General features: G+C 37.6%; 13 protein-coding genes. 10 read left to right on the forward strand and 3 right to left on the reverse strand.

Annotated elements, in window-relative coordinates; genetic code table 11:
- The first annotated feature begins 107 nt into the window (after nucleotides 1–107).
- The 7 genes from DK207_RS10855 (at nucleotide 108) to aroC (ending at nucleotide 6,447) form a co-directional block, all read left to right on the forward strand.
- Nucleotides 108–1,250, forward strand: coding sequence for a ribonuclease D (locus tag DK207_RS10855; protein ID WP_109441176.1), 1,143 nt, complete (start codon nucleotides 108–110; stop codon nucleotides 1,248–1,250).
- 139 nt (nucleotides 1,251–1,389) lie between these two features.
- Nucleotides 1,390–1,695: a YcgL domain-containing protein gene (locus DK207_RS10860; protein WP_109441177.1), complete on the forward strand. Its 306-nt coding sequence runs from the start codon at nucleotides 1,390–1,392 to the stop codon at nucleotides 1,693–1,695.
- The gene (locus DK207_RS10865) at nucleotides 1,688–2,077 is read left to right on the forward strand and encodes a hypothetical protein (protein ID WP_109441178.1); all 390 of its coding nucleotides are present in this window, start codon (nucleotides 1,688–1,690) and stop codon (nucleotides 2,075–2,077) included. The genes DK207_RS10860 and DK207_RS10865 overlap by 8 nt, the downstream gene beginning before the upstream one ends.
- 42 nt (nucleotides 2,078–2,119) lie before the next feature.
- Nucleotides 2,120–2,971, forward strand: coding sequence for an AAA family ATPase (locus tag DK207_RS10870; RefSeq protein ID WP_109441179.1), 852 nt, complete (start codon nucleotides 2,120–2,122; stop codon nucleotides 2,969–2,971).
- 12 nt (nucleotides 2,972–2,983) lie between these two features.
- Nucleotides 2,984–4,171 carry a vWA domain-containing protein gene (locus DK207_RS10875; RefSeq protein ID WP_109441180.1) on the forward strand — a complete coding sequence of 396 codons (1,188 nt, stop codon included), beginning with the start codon at nucleotides 2,984–2,986 and terminating at the stop codon, nucleotides 4,169–4,171.
- 162 nt (nucleotides 4,172–4,333) lie between these two features.
- Nucleotides 4,334–5,344 carry a 50S ribosomal protein L3 N(5)-glutamine methyltransferase gene (prmB, locus tag DK207_RS10880; protein WP_109441181.1) on the forward strand — a complete coding sequence of 337 codons (1,011 nt, stop codon included), beginning with the start codon at nucleotides 4,334–4,336 and terminating at the stop codon, nucleotides 5,342–5,344.
- A gap of 11 nt (nucleotides 5,345–5,355) precedes the next feature.
- The gene (gene aroC / locus DK207_RS10885; protein ID WP_109441182.1) at nucleotides 5,356–6,447 is read left to right on the forward strand and encodes a chorismate synthase; all 1,092 of its coding nucleotides are present in this window, start codon (nucleotides 5,356–5,358) and stop codon (nucleotides 6,445–6,447) included.
- Nucleotides 6,448–6,555: 108 nt separating this feature from the next.
- Here aroC and DK207_RS10890 read toward each other — a convergent pair whose 3' ends face one another.
- Nucleotides 6,556–7,782, reverse strand: a complete 1,227-nt coding sequence (locus DK207_RS10890) for a GGDEF domain-containing protein (RefSeq protein ID WP_109441183.1) — start codon at nucleotides 7,780–7,782, stop codon at nucleotides 6,556–6,558.
- 339 nt (nucleotides 7,783–8,121) lie between these two features.
- On the opposite strand from DK207_RS10890, the gene DK207_RS10895 reads away from it, so the two are divergent.
- Nucleotides 8,122–8,871 (forward strand): TenA family transcriptional regulator, encoded by a 750-nt coding sequence (locus DK207_RS10895; protein ID WP_109441184.1) that lies wholly within the window; start codon nucleotides 8,122–8,124, stop codon nucleotides 8,869–8,871.
- A gap of 73 nt (nucleotides 8,872–8,944) precedes the next feature.
- On the opposite strand, the gene DK207_RS10900 is transcribed toward DK207_RS10895, so the two are convergent.
- The gene (locus DK207_RS10900; protein ID WP_109441185.1) at nucleotides 8,945–9,646 is read right to left on the reverse strand and encodes an NAD(P)H-dependent oxidoreductase; all 702 of its coding nucleotides are present in this window, start codon (nucleotides 9,644–9,646) and stop codon (nucleotides 8,945–8,947) included.
- Nucleotides 9,647–9,777: 131 nt separating this feature from the next.
- On the opposite strand from DK207_RS10900, the gene DK207_RS10905 reads away from it, so the two are divergent.
- On the forward strand, nucleotides 9,778–10,809 hold the full coding sequence (locus DK207_RS10905; protein ID WP_171293670.1) for an AraC family transcriptional regulator: 1,032 nt from the start codon (nucleotides 9,778–9,780) through the stop codon (nucleotides 10,807–10,809).
- A gap of 309 nt (nucleotides 10,810–11,118) precedes the next feature.
- Here DK207_RS10905 and DK207_RS10910 read toward each other — a convergent pair whose 3' ends face one another.
- Nucleotides 11,119–11,322: a hypothetical protein gene (locus tag DK207_RS10910; protein WP_109441191.1), complete on the reverse strand. Its 204-nt coding sequence runs from the start codon at nucleotides 11,320–11,322 to the stop codon at nucleotides 11,119–11,121.
- A 153-nt stretch (nucleotides 11,323–11,475) separates the two neighbouring features.
- Between DK207_RS10910 and DK207_RS15770 the strand changes: the two genes are divergently transcribed.
- Nucleotides 11,476–11,640, forward strand: coding sequence for a hypothetical protein (locus DK207_RS15770; protein ID WP_162540222.1), 165 nt, complete (start codon nucleotides 11,476–11,478; stop codon nucleotides 11,638–11,640).
- Nucleotides 11,641–11,781: the final 141 nt, after the last annotated feature.

Genomic DNA, 11,781 nt, shown 5'->3' on the forward strand with positions numbered 1-11,781 from the left:
TCATGTGCAAATGGAATACTGATTGAGTTTTGCGTTTATTTTGTTTGAGTAATCACTGTGTTTCACAGTTTGATTGCAAATGGTTCTTTTATTGTATTTGAGCAAATATGTTTCAGTTTATCCAGCAGCAAGAAGATTTAGCTGTTCTCCTCCACAAAATGGAACATTGTTCCACTTATGCACTTGATACCGAGTTTATTAAGGTTGATACCTTATATCCAAAACTTGGGGTATGCCAAATTAACTTAGATGGTCAGGTTGCATTACTTGATGGCGCGGCGTTAGATCTTACATATTTTTGGCAAAAAGTATTTAATGCTCAACAGAATATCTTTCATGCATGTAGTGAAGATATTGATTTAATTTATCATTATGCTGACCAAAAGCCCTTGCATAATATTTTTGATACACAAGTTGCCATGGCGTTTCTAGGTCATGGTCTACAAGTCAGCTATCAAAATGCGCTCAAAACTTATTTAGATATCGAGATTGAGAAAGATCAAACGCGTTCAGATTGGCTAGCACGCCCATTAACGCCACAACAGATCAGTTATGCTGCCAATGATGTGCTTTATTTACCTAAGCTCGCTGAAGTCTTAAAACGGGATTTACAAAGCAAAGGGATTTATCATTATGTTTTGGAAGATTGTCAGAATCTCACCAAAGAAATTGGTACAGAGACACCACTCGCAGAGCTTTATACTGATATCGGAAATTACCGTCATTCACGACGTGAGTTAATGCAATTACAACAATTAAGTATTTGGCGTGAGCAAATTACCAAAGCCATGAATCAGCCTCGTAGTTTTATTCTTAAAAACGCCACGATGATTGATTTGGTAGAGAAAAATCCCCGGAATACTTTTCAGCTTGCTCAAGTCAAAGATATTCGACCTAATATTGTGCGTGAGCACGGCAAAATGATTTTAGAACTCTTGAAATTCTTGCCTCCAGAAGAAGAGTGGCCGTTGAGGATTGCACGTCCGATTAAGAATAATTCAAAAGAATTGGCACCAAAAGTTGACTTATTAATTGATAATATTGTTAATCAAACATCTATTCCTAAAGAAGTATTGTTACGAAAGAAATGGCTTCATGCGATTTATGAGCATGTTGTATTTGGCTTAGATGAACAAGTTTTACCAGATTACTTATTAGGCTGGCGTTATGAGCTTTTAACCAAGCCTCTTATCGCGCTTTTGCATCAAGATAGTGAGTATTTGGCAACGCAAATGAAAGTATCTCGGTAAAACGGAATTGCTAAAAAAGACGACTATAGCGTTAACATTCCTTAATGTACCTGTGGTTTTTTTCATGTATCCTGTTTAGTGTCTGTCGAAGTCTAATTGACTTGATGGTTACTAAAGTTGACAAAAGTTGTGAGTAAACATGCACTGCGATATTTATAGATCGAGCAAGAAAGACGAAATGTATATGTATATTGCTCGTCTGAACTCTTCTGAGAATAAAGAATCTGAAAATCCCTTTGAAGGTATTCCAGAAACTGTTTTACAGGCATTTGGTAAAGCGACTTTTGTTATGCATTTAGAACTTCATGCTGAGCGTAAACTTGCACGTGCAAATGTTCTACATGTTATGGATTCGTTAGAAACCAAAGGCTTTTTTATTCAAATGCCGCCAGAAGGGTTAATCAATCCGAATGCGGTAGAACCAGAGGGCTTACGTGGTGCTTGAGACATTAACAGCGGTATGGGCAAACATTCTTTCAGTACTGGATCAGTTTCCTGAAGAAAATGTTGCGATCATAGTTTATGTTACTGGAACAATCATTGCCTTGTGGTGTTGGTACCGTTTAATGACGAGATTACCGAGTACCCTCGGTGGAATCTTATGGATTATTGCTTTTGCTGTCCTTGCAACACCAACAATTTCAGAGGGCCCGAATTCTGGAGTCGCTCCTGCAATTTTTGGATTGATTTTTGGTGTATTAACCAAAGAACATGTGTTGGTATGGGCCAATTTATCCTTGATTCTATTTGTCATCGGTATTGGTTTGTCGATTGGCTTTTGCTGGTCAAAATATACCACGAATAAAAAAGCTACACGTTCAGTTTAAATATTTACACAAAGTTAGATACAGAAAAATAAGGTTTTTTAAATGTCTGCTGATAATCAACACTTTACTGGTACAGATCAATATATTGCAACCGATAGTCTGAAGCTTGCTGTAAAAGCAGCGCGTGCTCTACAAAAACCATTATTGGTAAAAGGTGAGCCTGGTACAGGTAAAACTTTACTTGCTGAACAGGTTGCAGAGAGCCTTGGGCTAAAACTGATTACTTGGCATATCAAATCAACAACCAAAGCACAGCAAGGTTTATATGAATATGATGCCGTGTCACGTTTGCGTGATAGTCAGTTAGGTGATGATCGTGTCTATGACATTAAAAACTATATTAAACCAGGTAAATTGTGGGAAGCATTTACCAGTGAAGAACGTTGTGTATTGTTGATTGATGAAATTGATAAAGCAGATATTGAATTTCCAAATGACTTATTGCATGAGCTCGATAAAATGTCGTTCTATGTGTATGAGACAGGTGAGACGATTACTGCAACTCAGCGTCCAATCGTGATTATTACTTCAAATAATGAAAAAGAACTTCCAGATGCATTCTTGCGTCGTTGTTTCTTCCATTATATTGAGTTCCCAGATGAAGCAACGATGCGTGACATCATTGCAGTTCATTTCCCAAGTATTTCGAACACTTTGGTGAGTGAAGCTTTACAAATCTTTTTCAAGTTACGCCAAGTTCCAAGTTTGAAAAAACCGCCTTCAACGTCTGAATTAATTGATTGGTTAAGCTTATTGATGGCAGATGATATGCCAGAAGATGTATTACGTAACCATGATAAATCAAAAGCGATTCCACCATTGTATGGTGCATTAATCAAGAATGAACAAGATGTACAGTTGCTAGAACGTTTAGCCTTTATGTCACGTCGTTAAGAGTGCTCATAGATGTTTGTACGACTGTTCTATACCTTACGCAAATATGGCATACCTGTTACGACACGTGAACTGATTGATCTCAATCAAGCGGTGGCTTCGGGTCTTGTTTTTGCAGATCAAGAAGAATTTTATCAATTGGCTAAAACGGTTTTAGTCAAAGATGAGCGCTTCTTTGATAAGTTTGATCGTGCCATGAAAGAATATTTTGATGGTATTGAGACTTTTGACTTAGATGAACTACTCAAACACGTTCATAAATTACCAAAAGACTGGTTTGATCTTGAACTGCTAGAAAAACATTTAACGCCTGAACAACGTGCTGAATTACAAAAGGCAGGTTCTCTCGAAGAACTGATGAAAATGTTGGAAGAGCGTTTACGCGAACAGCATAAAAAACATCAGGGTGGCAATCGAATGATTGGCACAGGTGGAACTTCGCCTTTCGGCGCGTTTGGTGATCACCCAGAAGGTGTGCGTATTGGTGGGCCAGGGCGTAAACGTTCAGCGGTAAAAGTATGGGAACAACGTAAATACCAAAATCTTGATGACGATCAGGTTTTAGGCACACGTCAGATGCAAATTGCTTTACGTCGTTTGCGCAAATTTGCGCGTCAAGGTGCTGCTGAAGAGCTAGACGTTGATGGTACGATTCGTGAAACTGCGAAACAAGGTATCTTGGATGTGCAACTTGTCCCAGAACGCCGTAATCGAATTAAAGTGCTGATGTTGTTCGATGTGGGCGGTTCTATGGATGCTTATATCGCTGAATGTGAAAAATTATTTAGTGCTGCAAAATCAGAATTCAAAACTTTAGAGTATTTTTATTTCCATAACTGTCTTTACGATTATGTATGGAAAGACAATCATCGTCGTAGCTCCACCCGTATGAATACATGGGATTTATTACATACCTATGGTCGTGATTATCGGGTTATTATTGTAGGAGATGCCAGCATGGCACCCTATGAATTAAAGTCTGCTGGTGGTTCGGTCGAGTATATGAATGATGAGGCTGGGGAAGTGTGGTTAAGACGTTTGCGTCAGCACTTTGATAAAACGGCTTGGCTCAACCCTGAACTTGAAGGTTATTGGCATTACACCCAAACAATTCAGTGGATTAAAGAAACATTTGAAGATCATATGTATCCAATGACTTTAAAAGGTATCGAGGATATGACTCGTTACTTGTCTCGTTAAAATTTAAATATATACGATATAAAACCGTTTCTTTGATTTGAAGCGGTTTTTTCTTGTTAATTAAGCTTCATGCGGGTTAGAAACTTGTTAAAGCGTTGCTTTGCTTTTCTTGGCTCAGGTAAAATAAACCGTTTTGCAATTAGCACTTTTGGAGACGCCTAAGTGGAGCGACCAACGATCAGCCCTGAACATTTACAAGAAGCGGCTGAAAACTTAGTAAGCATAAGAGATTTTATCCGTTTTGGTGTAACAGCACTTCGTCAATACGATGCACACTTAGGTCAAGGTACAGAAGATTATTTTGCTGAAAGCTCAGCATTGGTTTTACAAACACTCTCTCTTGAGTGGAATGCGGATGCTGAAATCCTAGATGCGAAGCTATTACCAAGTGAAAAGGCGGAATTTCTAAGCTTATTGGAACGTCGTATTAATGAACGTGTACCAACTTCATACCTTTTAAATCTTGCCTATTTCTTTAATAAGCCATTTTATGTAGATGAACGTGTCTTAATCCCACGTTCACCGATTGCTGAGTTAATTGAACAACGTTTTGCGCCATATTGTTTAGATGAAAATGGTCAAATGCTTGAAGCATTAAACAGTTTGCCAGAAAATTCGAAACCGAAAACACCACAACGTATCTTGGATATGTGCACGGGTTCAGGCTGTATTGCAATTGCATTGGCATATGCATATCCAGAATCAGAAGTTGATGCAACTGATATTTCAAAAGAAGCTTTAGAGGTTGCATCGATTAATACTGAGCACCACAATAAGCAGTATCAAGTTGCACTACTTGAATCTGATCTATTTGCAAAAATACCTGCTGAAAATCAATATGACTTGATCGTAAGTAATCCGCCTTATGTAGATGCTGAAGATATGGCAGATTTACCTGAAGAATTCTTACATGAGCCAGAACTTGCGCTTGCTGCGGGACAAGATGGTTTGGAATTGGTGCGTAAAATGTTGGCTCAAGCTGCTGATTATTTAACTGAAGATGGTCTGATCGTTATCGAAGTGGGTAATTCAGAGTGGGCGATGCGTCAAAATTTCAATACGGTTGACTTTCACTGGCTAACTTTCCAAAAAGGTGGTTCTGGTATTTTTGCTTTGACTGCTGAACAATGCCGTCGTTATAAAGAAATATTTCAGCAATCCATTCAGAATTAAGGGGATAGAACATGGCTGGAAATAGTATTGGTCAACTTTTTCAAGTCACGACATGTGGAGAGTCTCATGGTGTCGGTTTGATGGCAATTGTTGATGGCGTGCCGCCGGGTCTTGAACTTTGTGAAGCTGATTTGCAGAAAGATTTGGATCGCCGCAAGCCTGGTACATCTAAATTTGCAACGCAACGTAAAGAGCCTGATGAAGTCGAGATTATTTCTGGTGTTTTCGAAGGGAAAACAACTGGAACTTCGATTGGTTTATTGATTCGTAATACAGATCAAAAATCTAAAGACTACGGCAATATTGCTCAAACTTTCCGTCCCGGTCATGCTGATTATACCTATACACAAAAGTACGGATTCCGTGACTATCGCGGTGGTGGACGTTCGAGTGCACGTGAAACAGCAATGCGAGTTGCTGCTGGTGCAATTGCAAAAAAATATCTTGCTGAAAAATTTGGCATTGATATTCGTGGACATGTCACTCAAATCGGGAACGAAATTGCTGAAAAATTAGATTGGGCTGAAGTACCTAACAATCCATTTTTCTGTGGTGATGTTGATGCGGTGCCGCGTTTTGAAAAGTTGGTTACTTCTCTTCGCGAGCAAGGAACAAGTTGTGGTGCAAAGCTTGAAATTGTTGCTGAAAATGTTCCCGTTGGTTGGGGTGAGCCTGTATTTGATCGTTTAGATGCTGATATTGCACATGCAATGATGAGTATTAATGCGGTCAAGGGCGTTGAGATTGGTGACGGATTTGCTGTAGCAGGTCAATTTGGCCATGAAACGCGTGATGAGCTTACTACAGATGGTTTTCTTGCTAACCATGCCGGAGGAATCTTAGGGGGTATCTCGAGTGGTCAAACCATTCGTGTTGCAATTGCACTGAAACCTACCGCCAGTATTACAACACCTGGTAAGACGATTACGATTAATCGTGAAAATACAGATGTACTCACCAAAGGTCGTCATGACCCTTGTGTGGGCGTACGTGCAACACCAATTGCAGAAGCAATGTTGGCGATTGTATTAATGGATCATTTTTTAAGACACCGTGCACAAAATGCTGATGTCGTACCTCCATTTAAACCAATCGAAGCATAATCTTATTTAGTCACACTTTTAATTTAATTTATAAGTGTGACTTCTATTTAATGTACTATTCAATTAAATTAACATAAACTTTGTGCTTAATAATAATGGTAAACATTATTAAGCTTCAGAAATGATATTTTCTGAAGAGGCGATATGATACTGATTTCGGCCATTACTTTTAGCAATATATAGAGCGTGGTCAGCACGAGAGATAAATTCTGAAAGGCTATCACCTAAGCTTGGCACCATAGTTGCAACCCCAACGCTAATGGTGACATGTTTAGAAATCTGACTTCTCGGATGGTTAATGCCAATATTACTTACAAGTTCCATTAATCGTTTTACTTGGATGAGTGCTTGATCTCGATCAGTCATTGAAAACAGTAACAAGAATTCTTCTCCACCATAACGCGCTGCTAAATCTCCACTGCGAGAAGTTATAGACCCTAATAAGATGGCGATACGTCTTAAACATTGATCACCTTGAATATGTCCAAGTGTGTCGTTATAGAGTTTAAAGAAATCAATATCAATCATCATAATTGTGATGGGCATTTCATGGCGCATGGCACGTTTCCATTCATTTTCAAGTACTTCATCCAGATAACGACGATTTGCCAAACCTGTTAAAGCATCTTGTTGTGAAAGAATTGAAAGTTGTTGTGCCTGTCGCATGAGTTCTAATCGGTTCAGTTCAATCATACAATTCTGCAAATAATTTTCACGATGTTGCCGATCCGTAGCGTAGGCTAGCGCCATCCCCAAAAAACTGCTAAAAGTGTATGTTCGATGTAGGTAAGTCCAGTCAATAGAGCCACTTAACCAAGTACTTGCTGAAATACCAATTAGACCTCCCATCCAGCCGGCGAACATAGCCGTGTAAAAACGCATACCTACAAAGCCATAAATAATGACAACGGCATACATCATCGCAGCATGGAATAAAATATTATGTTGACCCTGTGCAAGAACGTTAATCAGGGTAAAAGTAATGGCTACAGCACCCATTGAACCAATACAGACGTAATGATCAAACCACCGGTTCATGATCGGCAGAAAAGACAATAACCACGCCAGTAGAATAATAATCCCAACCCAGCCGTAGTAAGCAATCCACTCAAGACGCATATCTGGTGGTAAGACTTGATAAATACCAAAGCTCAAAAATAAATATAGACCCAAGATGATTGGCGCACGATAACGGAACTCATGTGCGGCCTCATTTCTATACTGATCTCGGTAGATCGCCTCTAACTCTTTAGGAAACCAAACTAAATTTAGCCCGCGAGAAATTAGCAAGTCGATTTGATCTTGTCCCAATATATTGGAAGCTTTCAACTTCATCTTATCGCTTACCACTCCCTAATGTTTTTATGTAAGTCATCTAAATATTGGAATTGTTTTTTACTACGTTACACTGAATTAAATAAAATGTGTATTAGATAATCAAAAAATCCCGCTTTTTTGCGATAATCATCTTTTTGTTGTTCAAAACTTATGCTGATTAAGGTTTTTAGAGCTTTTTGTGGTCATTTATATAATGCTAAAAATGATATTCAATAAACGCCTCAGTACAAACCGAGGAATGGTAATTGTATATTTGCTGCAATAAGATACAATCTTGAAAAAGCAGCAATCATGGAATATGGTTGGATCAAGTCATACGAAATAGGATGCATCGCAATGACTGCTATGAATCAATATGAAAAAAAATTGGAAATTACGGCTCATTCTGAGTGGTCACAACGGTTCTGGGATGAACTTTTACCAGCAAAAGAACGAGTGAGCAAACACCCTTTATTCTTGGATATGGCCAGTGGCTCATTAAGTTTAGAGTGTTTCCGCTCAGCCTTATTAAACTTTTATCCTTTAGTCGCTCATTTTCCTTCTTATATGGCTGGAACACTGGCTAAAGCTACAGCATTTTCATTAGCAGGTGTAACAGAAACACGAGATTGGCTGATTCAAAATATTAAAGTTGAGGAGCGTCATCTAACTTGGTATCAGGATTGGGCAGGTGGTTTTGGACTTACGGTCGACATGCTAAATAATGTTCGGCCTCCAGCAGCGATGAATGCAGTTAATCATTTCTTATGGGATGTGAATTACCGCGGTAGCTTAGCTGAGAGTATTGCAGCTACAAATCTAGCGATAGAGTGGGCAACAGGGGACTGGAGTATACAAGTTTATAAGGGGGTACAAAGCTATACTCAAAACCCAGAAGTAACGATTAATAAACGCTCATTAGCTTGGTTAAGAGCACATGCACATTATGATGATCTTCATCCGTATGAAGCCATGGAACTTATTAAACGATTATGCGATCACGATCCCGTGATGCAGAAAAAAGCATTTTTAGCTGCACAGGAAGGTTTAGCGTATTATGAACTTGCACTAGATGAGTGTTACAAAATTCAGCAAGCGAATAGATAATACAAAAGAATAAAACTGCGATCTAGCTTGGGGACGGATCGCAGTTTTTTTATAATTTTTTTACATTGGTTGGTTAGGTTTTAGGATTCATTTTTTCATCAAAATTTTCAAGATGAGGAAATTCTAGAGAGCTAAGATTATCCAGATTTTGAAGGTATTGTTCCAAGTTAGTTAAAATATCTTGTCGGCTTTCATTGCTAATATATGGAACATGATATGCAATAAATGGTGGTAAAACTTCAAAACCAACATAAGCCAAAGAACCACGTTGAATTGAAGATAAATATTGTTCGATTGGACCATGAACTGAGTTTTCACCAAACATATGATCTCGTCCACCGAGGCTAAAACAAAGCATTGCTTTTTTGCCAGTCATACCACCATGATTATAAAAACGTTTGCCGCCATAAAATAGTCCTGAGACAAATACTCGATCTATCCAGCCTTTGAGGATCGCTGGTACAGATGTCCAATATAAAGGAAAAGTAAAAATCACAAGATCAGCACGTTTAACTTTTTCGATTTCAACGGCAATATCAGGCGAAAGTGTATTGCTTTTTAAAGCATTACGTTGCTCGAGGGCATAATTTAGATATTCAGTCTCATCAAAATCACTAAAATCATGAGCTGATGCAACAGGATTAAAGTTTATTTCATACAAATCAGATATTTCAACTGTATGTCCAAGTTGTTCAAAAGTATGTTGAACCGTAGTTTTCATAGCAGTTGTAAATGATCGTTTTTCAGGATGCGCGTGAACAATTAGTACATTCATTGGAAAATAAACCTTTAACCTTGGATTTTTTACGAACTTACTATGCCTTAATGATAAATCATGGCATAGTTCATAAACCGCCAATTTTTACCAATTTACGCCAAAATATTAGCTGTATAGGATCTAAAAATATGAATCCTGAACTTCCTGGTAGTTATGTGAATTTATTAGTTGATGTACTTAAAAAACGGGGCATTGCACCTGAACAACTATTATCTGGAACAGGTATTTCAATTGATAAACTCAATGCACCTTTTTGGTATGTTGATTTTAATATTTTCAATTACTTATTAGAAAAAGCTGCACTGATTACCAACGAACCAGCAATCAGTCTATATCTTGCAAAGGAAATGAAGATTTCTTGTTATGGGCATATTGGTGTGGCAGCAACAGCTTCAGAAAACCTTGGTTCAGCAATCGAAGTTTTAGAGCAATTTATCGGACTACATTGTGCAGTATTTAAGCCTAAGCTTCGAGTTGATGATGAAAATGCTTATTTATATTTTAATCAACCTTTAGAACAGTTTAGGTTTAACAGGCATGCAATCACATTCTTGGTTTTTGGATTTGCTCAGATTGTAGAAAACTTAGCTCAACAGCGGTTGTATATCCGTTTCGAATTTCAGCAAGATAAACCAGATTTTTACAAAAAAATATTTAATATTAATCAGTTAAATGGTGAGTTTAATAAAAAAAATAACTGCTTAATTTTAAACAAAAAATTTTTATCTTTGCCGCTAAAGACAGCAGATGGGTTGGTTTCTAGGTTAACAATTCAGCAATGTAAACAGGATATTCAAAAGTTATTGTCGAAAAGGAAGCATATAGATAGTGTGGCTGAAAGCGTGAAGGAAGCAGTATATGATGATGCACTTGGATTTTTATCGCTTAAACAAGTTGCTGAAAAGCTATATGTGTCAGAGAGAACTTTACAGCGCCAACTTACGAAAGAACAAACTTCATTTCAATTGTTGGTAAGCGAGGTTCGTAGAAAACAAGCTGAGTTTTTATTAAAACAACAACATCTAACTATTGAACAGATTTCAGAGCGATTGGGTTACGCTGATATTTCTCATTTTTCACGTGCATTTAAGAAATGGACCAATAATACGCCCAAGTTTTATAGAGAGGTTGAGCGATACAAAACAATAGTAGTTTTATAGTATGTTAGTAATTTGCTTCGCGAATAAATTGTTAAATATCAATATCTTATATAGTTAAATTGCGCATAATACGACGGCATTATGTTATTTACACTTCACATTGCTACAAATAAAAAGCACTTATGTATATGCATAGGTGCTTTTTAGTTTGTCAATGTTGCAACAATCGCTAGATGCACTTGAGTGTATTTAACATCAATGCGCATTATGCGAAATTGAGGCGGTCAGGGGAGTCCACGTCTTTAGTGTGGACTTAACTCCTAAATTTCGGAGTAGATGCCGTCAACCTACGATTTTACAGATCATGTTTTAAGCGTTTTTTGGTTCAACAACTACTATTTTACCTGCTGTTGTTATTTCAACTGCTTCAATACATTGATCTAAGATTATGTGAACTAATTCACTATCCTTTATTGGCATTAAATTTTTGTTTATCAATGCCTTATTCAATTCAACACATTTTTTTCTAAGTGCTTCTTGCTCTTTGTCATTCAATCTAACTGTGATTGCCATATTTTTCATTTCCAATGATTCCTAAACATGTGTGCAATAATACTTGTATACATGTAATTTGTTCTTGTTATTCATGTGAACATGTATTAAATTAGTTCCTATGTAATTTGTATACATGTTTAAAATGCTAAAAATTATACATTGGGGGGCATCATGAACAAAGAACAACTAGATTTAATAATTAAGCATCGTTCTGAGCTAATGGATTTAATTGAATCTCTTATGCAGGATGATGCAATTGCTTTTACAGACCCATTTCTTCGTGAATTAATTGTTATTCGCCAATCCTACGATTTGATTATTGAGCGTTCTGAGTAATTCTCATGCTCGACAAGATTCATCAACGGATATTCTTCAAGCCTCAGCATTATGTGGGCAACGAGCAGAACGGCTATGTTCTGACGTTTGACTTGCTTGATCTAGGGTTGGGGAATATACATTCCCGTTGTGTCTACAAGG

It is taken from the genome of Acinetobacter haemolyticus (assembly GCF_900406815.1).
Taxonomy (GTDB): Bacteria; Pseudomonadota; Gammaproteobacteria; order Pseudomonadales; family Moraxellaceae; genus Acinetobacter; species Acinetobacter haemolyticus_A.

Excerpts from the sequence above, each read along its gene's own strand:
- DK207_RS10855 (WP_109441176.1), top strand. The coding sequence starts at position 108 with ATGTTTCAGTTTATCCAGCAGCAAGAAGATTTAGCTGTTCTCCTCCAC.
- DK207_RS10860 (WP_109441177.1), top strand. The coding sequence starts at position 1,390 with ATGCACTGCGATATTTATAGATCGAGCAAGAAAGACGAAATGTATATG.
- DK207_RS10870 (WP_109441179.1), top strand. The coding sequence starts at position 2,120 with ATGTCTGCTGATAATCAACACTTTACTGGTACAGATCAATATATTGCA.
- DK207_RS10875 (WP_109441180.1), top strand. The coding sequence starts at position 2,984 with ATGTTTGTACGACTGTTCTATACCTTACGCAAATATGGCATACCTGTT.
- aroC (WP_109441182.1), top strand. The coding sequence starts at position 5,356 with ATGGCTGGAAATAGTATTGGTCAACTTTTTCAAGTCACGACATGTGGA.
- DK207_RS10890 (WP_109441183.1), bottom strand. The coding sequence starts at position 7,782 with ATGAAGTTGAAAGCTTCCAATATATTGGGACAAGATCAAATCGACTTG.
- DK207_RS10895 (WP_109441184.1), top strand. The coding sequence starts at position 8,122 with ATGACTGCTATGAATCAATATGAAAAAAAATTGGAAATTACGGCTCAT.
- DK207_RS10900 (WP_109441185.1), bottom strand. The coding sequence starts at position 9,646 with ATGAATGTACTAATTGTTCACGCGCATCCTGAAAAACGATCATTTACA.
- DK207_RS10905 (WP_171293670.1), top strand. The coding sequence starts at position 9,778 with ATGAATCCTGAACTTCCTGGTAGTTATGTGAATTTATTAGTTGATGTA.
- DK207_RS10910 (WP_109441191.1), bottom strand. The coding sequence starts at position 11,322 with ATGGCAATCACAGTTAGATTGAATGACAAAGAGCAAGAAGCACTTAGA.
- DK207_RS15770 (WP_162540222.1), top strand. The coding sequence starts at position 11,476 with ATGAACAAAGAACAACTAGATTTAATAATTAAGCATCGTTCTGAGCTA.